This is a genomic window from Pseudoalteromonas rubra, assembly GCF_001482385.1.
Taxonomy (GTDB): domain Bacteria; phylum Pseudomonadota; class Gammaproteobacteria; order Enterobacterales; family Alteromonadaceae; genus Pseudoalteromonas; species Pseudoalteromonas ardens.
Map to the genome: position 1 here is coordinate 168,726 of NZ_CP013612.1, position 17,798 is coordinate 186,523.

Annotated in this window: 11 protein-coding genes; 8 read left to right on the forward strand and 3 right to left on the reverse strand. The window is 47.4% G+C overall.

The genetic code is table 11. The features are described from left to right. Positions 1-155: 155 nt before the first annotated feature. The 3 genes from AT705_RS20130 (at position 156) to AT705_RS20140 (ending at position 5,926) form a co-directional block, all read left to right on the forward strand. Positions 156-476 (forward strand): hypothetical protein, encoded by a 321-nt coding sequence (locus AT705_RS20130; RefSeq protein WP_058798168.1) that lies wholly within the window; start codon positions 156-158, stop codon positions 474-476. Positions 477-492: 16 nt separating this feature from the next. Further along, a complete protein-coding gene (locus AT705_RS20135) occupies positions 493-4,869 on the forward strand; it encodes a hypothetical protein (protein WP_058798169.1) in 4,377 nt (1,458 codons plus the stop codon). A gap of 121 nt (positions 4,870-4,990) precedes the next feature. Further along, positions 4,991-5,926: a class I SAM-dependent methyltransferase gene (locus AT705_RS20140; RefSeq protein WP_058798170.1), complete on the forward strand. Its 936-nt coding sequence runs from the start codon at positions 4,991-4,993 to the stop codon at positions 5,924-5,926. Here the strand turns inward: AT705_RS20140 and AT705_RS20145 are convergent. From AT705_RS20145 to rtcR, 3 genes are all read right to left on the reverse strand, one after another. Continuing rightward, a complete protein-coding gene (locus tag AT705_RS20145; protein ID WP_082669092.1) occupies positions 5,923-6,666 on the reverse strand; it encodes a substrate-binding periplasmic protein in 744 nt (247 codons plus the stop codon). The two genes, AT705_RS20140 and AT705_RS20145, sit on opposite strands and share 4 nt — an antisense overlap. Before the next feature lie 145 nt (positions 6,667-6,811). Further along, positions 6,812-7,573 carry a hypothetical protein gene (locus AT705_RS20150; RefSeq protein ID WP_058798171.1) on the reverse strand — a complete coding sequence of 254 codons (762 nt, stop codon included), beginning with the start codon at positions 7,571-7,573 and terminating at the stop codon, positions 6,812-6,814. A gap of 178 nt (positions 7,574-7,751) precedes the next feature. After that, positions 7,752-9,347 (reverse strand): RNA repair transcriptional activator RtcR, encoded by a 1,596-nt coding sequence (gene rtcR, locus AT705_RS20155; RefSeq protein WP_058798172.1) that lies wholly within the window; start codon positions 9,345-9,347, stop codon positions 7,752-7,754. Positions 9,348-9,663: 316 nt separating this feature from the next. Here rtcR and AT705_RS20160 point away from each other — a divergent pair, with 316 nt between their 5' ends. The 5 genes from AT705_RS20160 to AT705_RS20180 all read left to right on the forward strand — a co-directional run bounded on the left by AT705_RS20160 (position 9,664) and on the right by AT705_RS20180 (position 17,590). Further along, positions 9,664-10,890: an RtcB family protein gene (locus AT705_RS20160; RefSeq protein ID WP_058798173.1), complete on the forward strand. Its 1,227-nt coding sequence runs from the start codon at positions 9,664-9,666 to the stop codon at positions 10,888-10,890. 12 nt (positions 10,891-10,902) lie between these two features. Then, complete coding sequence (gene rtcA / locus AT705_RS20165; RefSeq protein WP_058798174.1) at positions 10,903-11,949, forward strand: RNA 3'-terminal phosphate cyclase; 1,047 nt, start codon at positions 10,903-10,905, stop codon at positions 11,947-11,949. Between the two features lie 68 nt (positions 11,950-12,017). Continuing rightward, entirely contained in the window at positions 12,018-12,863 is an 846-nt protein-coding gene (locus AT705_RS20170; RefSeq protein ID WP_058798175.1) for a nucleotidyltransferase domain-containing protein, read from the forward strand. 146 nt (positions 12,864-13,009) lie between these two features. Continuing rightward, positions 13,010-15,025, forward strand: coding sequence for a tetratricopeptide repeat-containing sensor histidine kinase (locus tag AT705_RS20175; protein WP_058798176.1), 2,016 nt, complete (start codon positions 13,010-13,012; stop codon positions 15,023-15,025). A 336-nt stretch (positions 15,026-15,361) separates the two neighbouring features. Further along, on the forward strand, positions 15,362-17,590 hold the full coding sequence (locus tag AT705_RS20180) for a M14 family zinc carboxypeptidase (RefSeq protein ID WP_058798177.1): 2,229 nt from the start codon (positions 15,362-15,364) through the stop codon (positions 17,588-17,590). The last annotated feature ends 208 nt before the right edge of the window (positions 17,591-17,798 follow it).

Below are 17,798 nucleotides of genomic sequence, written 5' to 3' on the forward strand. Positions count from 1 at the left end.
GAATTCAGTGTGCTGGGGAGTTTTATTCCCATTAAGGTTTTGTAAAAACAGAAAAAAATGTTGTCCAAAAAGAAATGAGTTGATAGACTCTTCATGTTCTATGGACCGACAATAGTTCCAAATTTAAAAAATAATACCAATTCAGGAAGAAGAAAATGACTAAGGATTTACCTTCATTGTTGTTGGCGGTTGTTATGGCTGCATCGCTTTCAGCTTGTGGGTCAGGGGACAGTGAGGACACAACACTGCTAGATGGCAAAGATCGTAATGTCGATCAGCCAATCACACCTGAGCCCAAACCAAGTCCCACCCCAGGAAAGGCGATACATACAGTATCTCAAACGGCACAAGCTCAGCCGGTAATTCAAAGCGCTTCATCAGGACGTCATGATTTAAAAGCCTCAACGGTTATCGTGACTCAGAAAGCGAGTTCCAACAATTTCCAATTAGACAATGCTCAAACTGCTCTAGACTAACTTTTTAAGGGATATTATGTTTAAAGTTAACGCGTTAGCGGCAATGATTGCTGCTGCCAGTGCTATTTCTATGCCTGCTATTTCAGCTCAATTAAACCACCAAGGTACGTTGACCAATTCCAATACTCAAGAAGTAGTTAACGATACTCTGACTATCACATTTACGCTTTATGCAAATGATCAAAATCTCTGGCAGGAAGTCAGAGAAGTTCAGGTTGTTGATGGCCAATACAGTGTCCGTCTCGGTGAGAATAACGATATTGATGCCGCAATTTTTCAAAATACAGAATTAGAACTGGGCATTAAAGTTGGAGATGATATTGAAATGTCTCCTCGTTTGCGAGTTGACGCAGTGCCCAGCGCATACTATGCCGACGTATCTGGATCAGTAAAGGGTTCGGTTGACGCAACTCAAGTCTCTGTAGCAGGGATCCCTGTGATTAATGAAAACGGCGAGTGGGTTGGTTCAACCGTTGGTTTAAAAGGTGAACCAGGTGCTGATGGTCGTGACGGTATTGATGGTGCAGATGGCGCAGACGGTAAAGATGGCGCTGACGGCCAGGATGGCGCACCGGGTGCCAATGGTCTTGATGGTGCCAAAGGTGAAAAGGGTGATCAGGGTGAGAAAGGTGACCAGGGTGAGAAAGGCGAACAAGGTGAACAAGGCGAGCAAGGTGAAAAAGGAGATAAAGGTCTTGAGGTTAAAGGTGCCTGGACTGAACTTGCTGCCTATGTTGTTGATGATTTAGTTAGTTTCGATGGCAGTGCTTATATTGCCATTGCCGATGTTGCTGCTGTAGAAGAAGGCGGTGAAGCAAACCCGTCACCTGATGTTGCTGCTCAATGGCTACAGTTAGTGGCAAAAGGCGAGCAAGGCGAAGCTGGTGCTGATGGTAAAGATGGTGTTGATGGAGCCCAGGGCGAGAAAGGCGACCAGGGTGAGAAAGGCGACCAGGGCGAGAAAGGTAATCAGGGCGAGAAAGGTGACCAGGGTGAGAAAGGTGACCAGGGTGAGAAAGGTGATCAAGGTGAACCTGGTCAGAAAGGAGAACAGGGCGAGAAAGGTGATCAGGGTGAGCCGGGTCAAAAGGGTGACCAAGGTGCTCAGGGTGAACCTGGTGAAAAAGGTGAACAGGGTGAAAAAGGCGCTAAGGGACTTCAGATCCGCGGTGTCTGGTCGCAGCAAGATGCCTATGTTATTGACGATGTTGCCATCCACAATGGCAGTGCATACGTCGCGGTAGCAAATATCCCTTCTGCAGAAGAGGCGGGAAGTATTAACCTGTCTCCTGAAATCGCAACGGATCGCTGGTTGTTATTAGTCGCGAAAGGTGAACAGGGCGCTGCAGGTGAACAGGGCGAGAAAGGTGACCCAGGCGAGAAAGGCCAGAAAGGAGAACAGGGTGAGAAAGGCGACCCTGGTGCGAAAGGAGAGCAAGGCGAACGCGGTGAAAAAGGTGACGCGGGCGAAAAAGGTGAGCCTGGAGCAAAAGGTGACCAGGGTGAACAAGGTGACCGTGGTGAGAAAGGTGATCCGGGTGAAAAAGGCGACCAGGGTGCCAAAGGTGAGCAAGGCGAAAAGGGTGACCGCGGTGAGAAAGGTGACCCGGGCGCGAAAGGCGACCAGGGTGCTAAAGGTGATCAAGGTGAAAAAGGCGATCGCGGTGAGAAAGGCGACCAGGGTGAAAAAGGTGAGCAAGGCGAGAAGGGAGACCGAGGTGAACAAGGCGAGAAAGGCGAAAAAGGTGACCGTGGTCTGACCGTTAAAGGCGATTGGTCTTCGGAATCCGGGTATAGCGCAAATGATGTTGTTGTTCATGAAGGACAAGCCTATATCGCTCGGGTAGATATCATCGCCACGCAGGAATCGGGCTCAATTAATGAGGCGCCCGCGACTTCTAATAACTGGTTATCGCTATTCGCGGGAGTTGGTTCTGGCATGCCAGGTAAAGACGGCCTGGATGGTCAAGATGGTAAAGATGGTTTACCAGGACAGGATGGTGTGAATGGTAAGGACGGTGAGCGCGGTGAAAAAGGCGACCCTGGTGATAAAGGAGACAAGGGCGACAAAGGAGCGCAGGGCGAACAAGGTGAACGCGGCGAAAAAGGTGACCCGGGCGATAAAGGAGAACAGGGTGATAAAGGTGACCAGGGTGAGCAGGGCGAACGCGGTGAGAAAGGTGATAAAGGTGATAAAGGCGACCAGGGTGAAAAAGGTGATCGTGGTCTGACAATCAAAGGGGATTGGTCAGCAGAATCAGCTTACAGTAGGGATGACGTGGTTGTACACGAAGGACAAGCCTATATTGCGCGAGTCGATATATTAGCAACCGAAGAATCAGGTACGGTTAACCCTGCGCCAGCACTTTCTAATGACTGGCTGTCTCTGTTTGCTGGCATTGGATCTGGTATGCCTGGTAAAGACGGCTTAGATGGTAAAGATGGTGCCCCAGGTAAAGATGGTATCGATGGTGCTCCAGGTAAAGATGGTATCGATGGTGCCCCAGGTAAAGATGGTATCGATGGTGCTCCAGGTAAAGATGGTATCGATGGTGCTCCAGGTAAAGATGGTATCGATGGTGCTCCAGGTAAAGATGGTATCGATGGTGCTCCAGGTAAAGATGGTATCGATGGTGCTCCAGGTAAAGATGGTATCGATGGAGCCCCAGGTGCAGATGGTGCCGATGGTGCTCCGGGTAAAGATGGCGAACCTGGCGAGAAAGGCTTGCAAGTAAAAGGCGTATGGAGTGCTCAGTCTGGCTATGACATCGATGATGTCGTCACATTCCAGGGCAGTGCGTATATCGCTTCTGTTGCTGTTGCAGCAACCGATGGCACAAATATGTCACCTGTTGAGGATACACAGAGCTGGCATCTGTTAGTTGCTAAGGGATCAACGGGTATTAATTTTATTGCGTCTGGTTACCTGCTGACCACAGAATATGTGGTAGGCGATGTGATCAGTTACATGGGCAGTGCATTTATAGCGACTCAGGAAGTCATTGGTGTTCCGCCTATGGATTCTCAAGGCAATATTCAGCAGCCGTGGTCTATTTTAGCGAAAGGCGTAGATTACGATGAAGAACAACTGGTTAAACGTGCAGAACTTCCGAATTTTGATACGTTTGCGTTGAGTGCTGATGTAAGGGGAATGCTGGCCAGCTATGTGACCGCAACGCAGCTGACCCAGGCATTGGGCACCAAGGCAAATCAAAGTGATGTTGACACAGCGCTAGCGAACAAGGCTAACCAAAGTGATATGGCTACAGCGCTGGCAGCTAAGGCGAACCAAAGTGAAGTAGACACGGCATTGGCGAGCAAGGCGACTAAGGCCGAACTGACTACTGGATTGGCAGCTAAGGCGAACCAAAGTGATGTAGATACGGCACTGGCAGGCAAGGCTAATCAGAGCGATGTAGATACAGCACTGGCTGGGAAAGCGTCTACGGCCGAGTTGACAACTGGACTGGCCGCCAAGGCGAACCAAACAGATGTCGATACAGCACTCGCGGGCATGGCGACTAAGACCGAGTTGACAACTGGATTGGCCGCCAAGGCGAACCAAACAGATGTTGATACAGCGCTGGCAAGCAAAGCGACCAAGGCTGAGTTGACATCTGGATTGGCAACTAAGGCGAATCAAACTGATGTTGATACAGCACTGGCAAGCAAAGCGAATCAAGCTGAGATGCTAACGGCCTTAGCATCCACTCTTAAGTTTACGCCAACTAAGCTGTCCTGGGCTTCTGAGCATGCTTACCAAACTGGAGAAGTGGCGCGTGTTGAACTTAGCAACAGCCTTTATGTCGCAACGCAAGACATTGCCGCAAACTCTAATAAATCGCCACTTTTGGATACTGAGCGCTGGTCCTTGTTACTCAAAGGGTCTACATCTACGGTTAAAAACGTGATGTTTGTAACAAGTACTGAGCACAACGGCAATCTGGGAGGCGTTTCTGGGGCAAACAGTATCTGTAACACACTGGCCAATAGCGCCGATTCTAAAGTTCCTGCTGGAACTTACAGAGCGTTACTGGACTATACAAATAACAGGGTCGATAACTCTGCCAGTGTATACAGTATTAACGGAGAGTTAGTTGCAAATACTGGTGCAGATTTATGGAAAACCAATGTCACACCATTACAAGCTGGCATAGTGTTTGATGAAAAGGGCAATGATGTTTCCGGATCACGCGTATGGACGAATCTGACATCTGGAGGAAGTTCAGTGCATTGGAGTGCATGTAGCAACTGGAATAGCAGTATGGCTTTTGATAACTATTCGTATGAGGGAGCTATGACAGGTATTGCTGGTTCACTCAATTCTAGCTGGGTAGCAGACAGGACCTTGACTTGTGATTCTAAAGCTCGTTTATACTGTGTTAAACAGTAAAATCTGAACAAGCTCAATAGCACATAAGCCCGGCCGATTTAAGCCGGGCTTTTTTGTCATTTGCATCAGACAAAGAAACCCAAGTAAAATAGGGATCAATATTGAAAAATACTCAAAGTAAATGACAGCCACACCACTTTCCACTTTATTACAGCATCTTTCTCTACAAACATTACCCAATGAAGTGTGTCGCCTTTTCCATGGCTGGGGCCGCTGTTATCCGGGGCTGGAACAAATCACGGTTGATTGGCTTCAGGGGCAACTCCTGATCTCTTTATTTAAAGAACATGATCAGCAATGGCTTGACGCGTTAAAGTCTGAGTTACTGAAGCTGGTTGAGTCTCAACCATGGGCCGAGCGTGTTTCAGCTGTGATACTGCAACATCGCTATGCCAATGGTGCGCCGGTTGATCTTGTATATGGTGAGCTATCAGCTATGCCGGTTGTAAACGAACAAGGGCTAAAATTCGGATTATCACTGGGCGCTAAGCAAAACATGGGGTTGTTTTTAGATATGCGATTGGGACGTCAGTGGGTGAGAAGCCAGTCTGACGGCAAGCGCGTGCTCAACCTGTTTTCTTATACCTGCGGCTTCTCAGTCGCTGCGCTGGAAGGAGGCGCTGAACATGTTGTGAATCTCGATATGTCGAAAGCTGCGCTGAAGCAGGGCAAAGTAAACCACCAGTTGAATGGCCATGATTTGGGGAAGGTGTCTTTTCTTGGTCATGAGTTGTTTAAATCCTGGGGCAAAGTAAAAAAGCTGGGCCCCTATGACCTGATAGTCATTGACCCACCTAGCTTTCAGAAGGGCAGTTTTGCGCTGACAAAAGATTATCAACGGATTTTAAGACGTCTGGGTGATTTACTGACTGAACAGGGAAGTGTGCTGGCATGCGTTAACTCACCTGACGTGAGTGCCCAGTTTTTGATAGACGAAATGGCCAGGGAAGCACCGCAGATGCACTTTGAATCAAGATTGCCAAATCCACCAGAATTTCCAGACATCAATGAGGACAGCAGTCTAAAATGCTTGGTTTTTAATGCCAAAAGCGCTTAATTTAGCTGCCACTGGGAAAGAATTTGTTGATATTTCCCGGAGTCTTTCAGGCTTGCCAGTGCGCTCATTAGTTGGTCGGCCTGCTGCTGGTTAAAGTCCAGACTGGTTGCCAGATGTAGCTCCGATGGGAATGCTGACACAGCCAGCTTTCGTTCAACCTGCTCAGCTGGCAACCCAAGTGCACTGAGCTCTTTGTTGATGGTTTGTGCGTTGGTCAGTACCAAATCAGTGCGCCCCTTGAACAGCATGTGCCACAAGGTCTGGTAGTGTGAGACCAGGACTAACTCGTGATCTTCTGAGTAGCCAGCAGCGCGTAAAAATCGTTCACTGTAATACCCGCGAATGGTGCTAACGCGATGCTGCCTGGCACTGTTTAAATCCTGGAGAGAAAAGGTACGGTCTTTGAGACCAATTAAGTAGGCCTGAGCGTGGCACATGACACCCAGAAATCGATAGTTTTGAGCACGTTCCGGGGTCTTTAACCAGGACAACAGCAGGGTATTGTCTTTTGCCCGCATTTCATGCAGCGCACGTGCCATTGGCATGATCTCTATTTGGCCTTGCAATCCGGTTTGTGCGAGCAATTGTCGGGCAACCTCAACCAAGGCACCTGTGGGCTTACCTGTTGGGTCCAGATAATGATATGGAGGTAGGTCTTCTGCGACAAAACGTATGGTTGTGGTATGGCCGGATAAGGGTATCAGAGCAACAATAAAAACGAATAAAAACGTAAAACGCATAGACACACTACATACAACCTAAAACCTGCAGTGTGCCGTGTTTCTGAGCAAAAATCTAGCTCAGCACCTCAGACCACCTGATAAGGGTACGCTCGAAATGCTGAGTAGGGCAGGGCACGGCTTTCAGTGGTCAGCCCTGCGAGGTTTAGTTTCTAAGGCGAATTTCAAATTTATCCGAGTAACGTTCCTGAACGGCTTTAGCAGAACTACCGCTGGCATAGCTTGAGTCCACTGTACCTGCCCGAGTGCGGGCAAGGTGAAACTCTGCACTGCATTCCTGGCGGGTATTGATAGCGCTATCCTTTAACTCCTCGATTGCATTCAGGTCAATCACCAGCGTACCATCGTCAGTGAGCTGCTCGTTATTGACGTAAACAAAAATACTGTCGCCATCGTTTTTCTTACATTCAATAGTGAGTTTACTTTCAAATTTTGTGTCATCCTCTGTACCCGGCGTCCAGGTCAGTGTGAGTTCGTCATTCAGCGAAAAAGACTGGTTTTTTTGCGGGGTAATGATGTTAAACGGGCGAGGTAAGTTCATGGTTGTGGTCAGCGTTTTATTTTCTGACCCTCTGGTAAAGTCGACGGTAAACTGAGTGCCACCTGACGTCACATCAAAAATTGCGCGATAGTCCACGTCAAAGAGCTCGTCTTCTTCGCTCATAACCTGACTGATATTGGCCGCTCTTGCTACCAGCTTATCATTTGCAGTCAGTCTGATATTGTTACCGTTTGGACCATCAATATTGAGTTCTGCGATAACCCGGGACGTCTCACCTGTTGTTGTGACATAAATTTTAGACCAGATGGCCTCTGTTTTAACGTTCTCAGAGTTAGTTGTTTCTGTTGAGCATGCCAGCAGTGTTGAGCACGCTAACGCCAGTATAGAAAATTTAAAAGAATTCATGTTGTCCCTTACAGGTTAGAGTCATTACTGGCTTCATTCTAATCACGAACTGCAAAAGAAAACATGGTGTTTTACATTTTAAAACAAACAACGTGAATTTTTGAACATATTATTGGGTGTGGACTCGTGTTATTGAAAAGCCACAATATTATGCTCCACACCATAACAACGCTCTAATTTACTGTAACTGAGACCAGGTTAGCCCAAACTTGATTAAATACTTCTGTAATCGGGTCGAATCATTCACCTGTGATTTTTTAGTTCGGCTCACATTAAATAACTCCCGACCGGCAGACGCCATACTGGCGTGCCGCTTGCAAACCGAAAGTATGTGGTTAAGCTGTTGAATATCAAAGTTATCAAGTGATGAAATTTGTTCCTCAGAGAGGTAGTTGGGCAGTAAGTTCGGGCCTGATGTCTCTTCGGTGTTTTGCCATGCACTTGTGAGCCTGTGAATTTCTCCATTCACATCATTGATGGAAATACGTGAAGAATCGGCCAGGGTACACAAGCGGGTAATTGCAGAGCTCAGATCCCGAAAATTGGCAGACCAAAGTGCTTTATGTGACATTGCAAACTGTTCAAATGCCAGTCTGGCTTCTTTGTTAAACTGCACCCGTTGCGTGTTTTTCTGGGCATATATGTCAAGTTCATAATCAATATTGGCCGGAATATCCTCCAGGCGCTCGCGCAGTGCCGGCAACTTAAAGGTCCAAAGGTTGATACGTGCCAGCAGATCTTCCCTGAAGCGGCCTTTCGCGACTTCAAACGTCAAATCTTTGTTGGTGCCCCCGATTAACTGGAAGTCACTGTTGACTGTGCTGTCACTGCCAACAGGGTGAAAGGACTTATTTTCAATAGCATGAAGCAACATGGCTTGCTCTTCTAAACCCAGCTCGCCAATTTCGTCTAAAAACAACATGCCCTGATCGGCACTGAGCAGATAGCCGCTGCGTTCTTTTTGCGCACCTGTAAATGCCCCCTTGGTGTGGCCAAATAGGGCAGCCATGGCATTTTCACCTTTCAATGTCGCGCAGTTTACTGAGACCAAATCGCCTTTTAATTTCGACCTTCGCTTCTTGAGCTGAAAGATCCGAGTTGCCAGCTGGCTTTTACCTGCTCCGGTTGGTCCGGTCAACAACATGGGGTCACAAGAACGAATAGCAACTTTCTCTATTTGCGTAATGAGTTGGTTGAAGCCCTTGTTCTTAGTCTGAATGCCCCCTTTGAGAAATTCTTTACCTTCAAGGTGTTCATGGTCAAACCGGGTAGCAAGCTGGTCATATTTGGAGAGATCTAAGTCAATGATCTGAATACGCCCGATGGACTTGTTGTTATTCGCCTTGTCCGGCGAAGTCTGGATCAAGCGGCCTGGGAAGTGACGGCTTTCGGTTAGCAGGAAGCTACAGATCTGCACAACGTGCGTACCCGTTGTGATGTGGAACAGATACTCGTTATTGTCTGTATCGTACGTCTGTTGCTGGCACCAGTCATACAGTTTGGCATAGACCTCTTCAAAGTCCCAGGGGTCAATAAAGTTAATGTTATACAGCTGGACCTGGGTTTCCGGAGAGATACTTTCTATGTCTACCGCAACATTATTTGCTAAACGCTCAGAGTGGTTGTCATGTAACAGGTGTAGTTCATCGAGAACGAGATGTTCCTGGCTACACAGGCTAATGTTGGGTCGCCACTTGGACCATCGGTCAACTCGCTTACCAACAAAGTCCAGTTGTGAACCAATCAGGCTAACAGCAATCGTCTTTTTGCTCATATAGATGTATCTATATAGATATTTTCATATCTAAAATTCTACTTTTTATTCTCAATAAGTGCCACTGTGATAATGGTTTGAGTCGATGGTTGAGTTTTAAGTTTATTAAAAACAATGGTTTATAATTATTTCTTTTGAAGTGAGAAGCTTTGGCACATAGCTTGATATGTATAGGTTCAATGTTAAATAGCGGTGATTTACATATCACACTGGTCGCTGAGCTTTGTAGAGATGTATCCGGACGACAAACTCGCTTATGTCGTTGATGCTCCAGTGCACTGACGCTTAAACGTATGACAGATATTAGGAAAATAACATGAGTAGAAATTACAACGTAATAGAAAATGAGGGCATGGCCACCATTAAGGCATGGACTAAAGGGGTGCCATTTGAAGAGCAAGCACAACAGCAATTAAAAAATATAGCCAGCATGCCAATGGTGCATTCGCATATTGCGGTGATGCCCGATGTGCATATGGGCAAGGGAGCAACAATAGGGAGTGTGATACCGTCGGTTGATGCCGTGATCCCGGCTGCGGTTGGCGTGGATATTGGGTGCGGCATGGTGGCAACAAAAACCACACTAACCGCCAGTCAACTTCCGGATAATTTATCAGGTATTCGTCATGCCTTTGAGGCCGCAATACCCCATGGCAGAACGGGCAACAAGCGCAGGCAAAGAGATAAGGGAGCCTGGCATACAATTCCTGAAGTCGTTGCTGCGCAATGGAAAACGCTTGAAGCAAGGTTTGAGCGGATCTGTGAAAAGCATCCGGCGATACGTAGGAGTAATCATGTAAATCACTTAGGTACAATGGGTACTGGCAACCATTTCCTGGAGTTGTGTCTGGATGAAAACAACGCCGTGTGGATTATGCTCCATTCAGGAAGTCGTGGAGTAGGAAACCGTATCGGCACTTATTTCATCGAACTGGCTAAAAAAGAGATGGAACGGCATCAGATCAATCTGCCAGATATGGATTTAGCTTATTTATCCGAAGGTAACGAATATTTTGATGATTATGTGGAAGCAGTGGAATGGGCGCAGGATTTTGCCAGAAAAAATCGCGAGATCATGATGCTTAATGCGATTGCCGCACTGCGCAAAGCAATTCCGGTTGAGTTTTCTACCGCTGAGTTGGCCGTTAATTGCCACCACAACTACATCTCGCGAGAAGAACACTTTGGTAAAGCGTGTTTCGTGACTCGCAAAGGGGCAGTGAGGGCCGAAAAAGGAGAGATGGGTATTATACCGGGAAGTATGGGGGCACGTTCATTTATTGTCAGAGGGCTGGGTAATCCAGAGAGTTTTAATAGCTGTAGCCATGGTGCTGGCAGAGTAATGTCCCGAACTAAAGCGAAGAAAGTGTACAGCGTAAAAGATCAAATTGAAGCGACTCAGGGCGTAGAGTGTCGTAAGGACGAAGCGGTCATTGATGAGATACCGCATGCCTATAAAGACATAGAAAAAGTAATGGACGCGCAAAAAGATCTGGTTGAAGTGGTTTATACCCTGAAGCAAGTCGTTTGTGTGAAAGGGTAAGCAGGAGAGAAAATGCATTTTTTAGAGATTGATGGCGCACAGGGAGAGGGCGGCGGGCAAGTGTTACGAACCGCGCTTTCTTTGTCGATACTGACTAATACACCAATTGAGCTCAACAACATCAGAGCAAATAGAAGCAGGCCGGGGCTGTTGCGTCAGCATCTTACTTCTGTGAAGGCTGCGCAGCAAATTTGTGATGCTACGACAGAAGGGGTTGAACTGGGGGCGAGCCGGATCCGATTTACACCAGGAAAAGTAAAAGCAGGAGTATATCATTTTGCGATAGGGACCGCTGGCAGTACGGTGTTGGTATGCCAGACCATTCTGCCAGTATTGGCCTTAGCGGATGGACCCTCAAGTGTCACCTTTGAAGGGGGAACACACAATGGTATGTCACCCTCACTGTGCTTTTTTAAAGAGTCTTACCTGCCGGTCTTGAGGGAGATGGGGGTAATCAGTCAGACGCAAACCCGCACTCTTGGCTTTTACCCAGCTGGTGGCGGTCACTGGCAACTGACGATTGAGCCTGCAGCGGCTTTTAAGCCTGTGGTATTAACGAGCACGGACGGCCAGGTTGAGTTGAGTCAGGCGCGTTGTGGCTTTAAGGCACTTATGAGTGATTTACCAGACTCTATCGGTCAGAAGGAAATTGCGGCGGCACGAAAAGCGCTGGGTTGGCAAGATGCTGCAAGTAACGTTGAGCAACATCAAACAAATGGTCGGGGCAATAGTTTCCAGGTCAAGATCAAAGGTGACCACAATACTTGTGTGTTCGAGCAAACAGGTGAGCTTGGGGTTTCAGCAGAGCGGGTGGCCAAGCGTTGTGCGGGCAGGGTTAAGCAGTTTTTAAGATCCGGTGCGGCAGTTGATGCCTATCTGGCGGATCAGCTCTTAGTGCCAATGGCGTTAGCGGGTGGAGGAGAATTTACCACCACAGAGCCAAGTTTGCACACCAGAACTAATATCACTGTGATCAGACAATTTTTGGACATTGATATCGATGTACAACAAGAGACAGAGACGCGCTGGAAGATTGTGGTTGGGACCAAATCCAGTTGATGCAATGACAAGCGCGTGTCTTGCGAACAGCTCTAAAGAGTAGGTCGACGTAAAGTAGGAAGTAAGTAATGATACTAGGCAGAGCCGATAACAAGGGTAATGAACAACATCTGGTTACAACAGCAATAAATGCGGATATCCACGCCGAGATAATGCGCCGTATTGTCGCAGCGGAACAAGAACACGATGTCAAAGTGCTATTCGCCGTTGAGTCCGGAAGCCGGGCATGGGGGTTTGCGAGCCCAAACAGTGATTATGACGTGCGCTTTATATACGCGCATAAGAAAGCGTGGTATTTGTCTGTCGACCTTGAAGAGCGTCGGGATGTGATTGAGTACCCCATCGTGGATGAAATTGATATCAATGGGTGGGACATCAGGAAGGCACTTAAACTTTTCTGGAAGTCGAACCCGACATTGATTGAATGGTTACAGTCGCCGATTGTTTATGTAGATGATGGTCACTTTGCGTCAGCTGCCAGGGCGCTGTTGCCCCATATTGCTTCGTCTCATAAAGGTATTTACCATTATCTGAATATGGCGAAAGGGAATTACCGTGGTTACTTACAAACGGCAAAGGTGCCGTTGAAGAAGTATTTTTATGTACTCAGACCGCTATTAGCAATCAAGTGGCTGGAGGCCTACGATGAACCTGCACCTATTGAGTTTGAGGTACTGAGAAGACTGATTGCGGACAATCCGGTGCTGGATAATGCGCTCTCAGAATTGGTAGAGAAGAAGCGTATGAGCGAGGAAAAAGTGATGGGGCCCGCAATACCAGTGATCAATGCGTTTATTGAATCGGAGCTGGCTCGTCACAAAGCATTTTCGGCAGGCAATAGAAAGCGTGAAGTGAATTACGATGCGTTGAACGAGTTGTTGCGCGCAACTTTAAACAGGCTCGAATACCGATGACGTATGGTGAACACACATTTGGCTCTGGTAACTTCAGCAGGTATTCTTTTACTTGAGACTGTGTCTCGCATTTAGCTCGTGGGGTGTCGCACCGGGTTTTCCTGCTATGCTTTGAAAGTTAGGGCAGTTGCGGGAGCGGATGTTTGATGCTGATACGGTGTGTGATCTGGGTAGGGTTATTGATTAGCAATGCGGTATTGGCTGCATCATTTACAGAAGCGGAGTTTGAACAGATAAGGGCAGAGATCCGCACCACGTCAGCGCAGTCACCGCTGGTTGCGATCAAAGTTACCGACGAGATGCTTGCCAGGCACGATAAGCAACTTTCAACCAGACAAAAAATCAGGCTGCTGTATGGCAAAGCCTGGTTTCAGATCCAGACCGACAACATAGAAGAAGCCATTGTGACGCTGTCTCAGTGCAAAAACATGAGCGCAGAAGTGTCAGATCCTACCATTTTGTTTAGTTATTACAGTTTGACAGCCGGTGCGCTTACTCGGATGAGTATGTATGAGCGGGCGCTGGAAAACTACCTTGAAAGTTACCGGCTTGCCAGCCTGATGGACACTGAACTGTATCTCAGACAAACCGAAAACAACATTGGCAATGTGTATCTAAAGCTGGGCCGTTTTACGGATGCCAGGGTCTACTTCGAACGTTTTTATAAAGACGCCAGAGACAGAGAGTTACCGCAACAAATGGGCGTCGGACTAAATAACCTCGGAGAGGCTTACTTTGGTCTGGGAGAGTTTGATAAAGCTCTTGAATTGCATACCAACAGCCTTGCTCTCAGGGAGGAACACAACCTGACTTATCACAGCTCCTGGTCTCACCATAATTTAGGCAAAACGTACTTAGCGTTGGATAAACCGGAGTTGGCAAAGCAGCATCTGATTGCCGCGGTTGAACTGCGTAAACAGAGCAACGCAGAGGCAGACAGCATTGGTCCTCAGATTGAACTTGTCAGATTGAAAATTGCGCAAGGTTCAAAAGAAGATCTGGTCTCCTTGCTCAATGAAGTCATCGCATTGAGTGACAAATATGAGCGATTTCAGGAAAAAGTTGACGCATACCAGCTGCTGGTTGACTACTATCAGCAGATCCAGGATTGGAAAAGTGCGTTACAGGCTGCGGATTTGTACATGCAGAGCAAATTTGATTTCCTGCAAAGACAGGCTGAAACCGGTGTGGCATTTTACGCAGCTCAAATGAACCTGGCGATGAAAGAGCGGGATATTGCAAAGCTGACGCAAGAAAATGCGGTGTATCAGCTTCATACCCAGGCGGCGAAAGACCAACTGGTTTTAGTGCTGATAGCCGCGATAATCATTGTTGTGTTGATCTTGTACTTTATGCGCAGAATAAAGGCAAAAAATCAGGCATTAACAGAAACCCTGCAAAATCTGAAAGCAACCCAAAAGCAGTTACTGGAATCTGAGAAAATGTCAGCGATGACCACACTGGTGTCCGGGATGGCGCATCAGTTGAATACGCCACTGGGGCTGGTGGTTACTTCTGCATCTTGCCTTGAAGATAAGCTAAAAGAAATTAGCTCCTTACTGAGTGATCAAAAACTCAGTGCCGGGCAGTTGAAAGCATTTCTGGAAGAAGCCTCAGAGATGCTCACTTTGACGGCAAACAACTCCAGTCGGGCAGCGGAACTCATAGCGCGTTTTAAAATGGTTGCTGCAACGCTCGATTCGAGTGAAGCGGTACACTTCGATGTGCTGGAATACCTTAAGCAGCGCGCTGAGTTGATAGTTCAGAGCCTTGATAAGCCAACAGAGTTGGATGTATTTGGCGAGTCTGTTCAGTTATATTCTCATCCTGAAACTCTGCTCAAAGTTGTGTCTCAGCTAGTAAATAACTCCTGCTCACATGGGTTTATCAACCAGGCCAGTGGCAACATTTCGATAGAAATCATAGACGAAGGTGAAGTCATTAAATTGGTTTATCAGGATAATGGGGTGGGGATCAGTGAAACTGCTCAGCAGCAAATGTTCGACCCATTTTATACCAGCCAGCTCGGGCAAGGTAAGCTGGGCCTTGGGTTGAATATTGTGTATAACTCCGTGGTACAGGTGCTAAAAGGCGAAATAAGCTATGTACACCAAAGTGGTGGTGCCAAATTTGTCATTTTGATCCCAAAAACGCAGACTTAAAATCTGCCTTACAGTGGCATTTCGTTGCATGCGCTGCCAAAAGTGTGCCTATGAGCCTTCTCTTCTGTTAGTTCTTCTCTGCCTGGTCAGTCGTAAGGTCCCGCAAATTCATCATTATAGGGCTGCCGAAGTCTATTAGTGACTCAATTCAATGTCTGTCAATCTTTAGTGTTTATGTAATGGCATCGGGGTTATCAGCTTAAACTGCTGAGTGTAATAAATGAGCATTTTTATATTTCAGTATGTTTACACTTGGGGAGTTGTCTCAAATTAATTAACAAGGAATAAATGTTTGAGCGAAATTTTAAACACTCATAAACAACTGAAGGAAACACTATGAAAAAGAACTTATTGGGTATGCTTCTGCTGAGCACAATAAGCGTAGCGGCCACGGCACATAGCGACCCACACGTAGCAAATATCCAGGTATCTCCGGCCGACAATCACACTTTATCAACTTATCAGCTCGCCTTTTCCAGCGAAGCCCAAAAAGCGGAATATTTATCCCGGTTTCATACTGCTGTTCTGCAAGTGGCTAATAGTTATTTGGTGCTTTCTCTCACTCAGCAGGAGTTTGCTGAGTTACATAGTGCCGGTGCACTTATTTTTTCAAAGCCAGGCGAAAGCAATCTGCCAGAAGCCGCAGTGCAGGGGGCGATTAGCCGTGCGCAAAGCCCCGTGCAGGAGTCCGGGATTCCGAACTTTTCGTGTTACCCCACTTTGGCTGAAACACAACGAATGGCACAGACACTGGCGCAAACTTACCCCGATTTTGTCGAATTGAAGCATATCGGACCTTCCTGGGAGAAAAGCCAGGGGCTTGGAGGTCACGACTTGACCGTCCTGGTATTGAAAAATAAAAAGAAAAATAAATGGCGTAAGCGTCCGGCGTTGTACATGCAGGGCGCTTTGCATGCCCGTGAATACACACCCGGGGCAACCACATTGAAATTTGCCCAGTACTTACTTGAAAACCGTGAGACTAATGCCGACGTTAACTGGATCCTGAACCAGCGCGAAATCCACATCCTGCTCATTGCAAATCCAGACGGTCGGGTACTTGCGGAGCAAGGGCAATTCTGGCGCAAGAACACCAATACAGCATATTGCGCACTGGATGAGACATTACGTGGTGTTGACCTTAATCGTAACTTCGATTTTGCCTGGGCTTCCCCCATTGGCGGTTCGACAGATGACCAATGTGCAGCTACCTTTCATGGGCCGAGCCCCGCATCTGAGCCTGAAACACAGGCAATTCAAGCCTATCTCCATGAGCTGTTTAAAGACCGCCGCGGCGATCTACTGACCGATCCTGCACCACTCAATACCCAGGGAGTCTTTTTGGATCTGCATAGCTTCAGCCGTTTTGTGATGTGGCCCTGGTCGAGTGAGCTAACGCCGAGCCCTAACGCGGATCAATTGTCGATGATGGGTCATAGAATGGCGGCTTATAACGGGTACTGGGCGTTCCAGACTCAGGAGATATTTAAAGCCGGAGGTAGTGCTGATGGATATGCATATGGGCAGCTTGGTATTGCATCCTTTACTTTTGAATTAGGCAATGAGTTCTTTGAAAGTTGCGCCAACTTTGAAGGAGAGATCTTTCCAAACAACCTGAATGCACTGATTTACGCGGCTAAAGTTGCAAAGCGACCTTATAAACTACCTGCTGGCCCGCAGTTTTTTGATTTGCGCTTGAAGGGGGCTGGAGAAGAAGCGGTGCCTGCTGGTACGCCTGTGGAGATAATTGCTACTGTTGCAGATGATCTTTTTGGTCCTTCGCTGACAGGTCAGCTACCACCCAGCCAGGCAATCAGCAAAGTCGAATTGACCATCAAGAAAAAGGGCAAACGTGGCAGGAAACGCATCCTATTGCCAGCAGCCGATGGGGCATTTGATACGGTGAGTGAATCACTCAATTATACGCTGGACACACATCGTTGGCGTAATGGTCGCTATACATTGACCCTTCGTGCCCAGGACGCATCCGGCCAGTGGGGCCCTAAATATGCGAAATTCCTGACAATAGACAATGAGGCTATGCCTGGCACTCAGTCGCCTGTGGCTGACTTTATCGCTGATTGTCGAAAAGGCATTTGTGGTTTTGATGGCTCTGTAACGCAGGACGATCGCGATTCACTGACATACACCTGGGTGTTGCAAGGCGGCCAGTTCTTTAGGGTATTCCATGGTGAGCAGGTTGAAATAGAGTATACCTTGGCTGGCGATTACCAACTGACGCTGCAGGTTGATGATAGCCATGGTAATCGTGATGTGAAAGTCGTTCCGCTTGAACTGGATGGTGTCATTCCCCCTGTTACGCAGTTCAGCTATCAGTGTACTGGTTTGATCTGTGAGTTTAATTCCTCTGCTTCATACGATCCTGATGGTGAAATCGTAGAGCGTTTGTGGCGTATGGGGAACGAGCCTTATATATCGGGTGCTGAGACGGTTGTGCATACTTTCCCTGCACCAGGTGAATACATTGTGGTGTTTGTCGCGATAGATAATGATGGCCAATTCAGTCAGGTAGCGCAGACTATTCAAGTAACTAGCAATGAATAACTAAAACGCTAAGAGCGTGCGCCAGCGCGCTCTTTAACATGCCGTGTTAGCGCCAAAGTGACTATTGCGCTGAGGAGAGCACCTGTTCATGCGGTTCCTTCTTGCAAGGTTTCATTTGACGGTATTGATGATGGTACTGCTGAACAAGGTGAATATTATTATTGAACTGCCCCCTCTATTTTACTTACCCATAGGCACCCCATTGTGC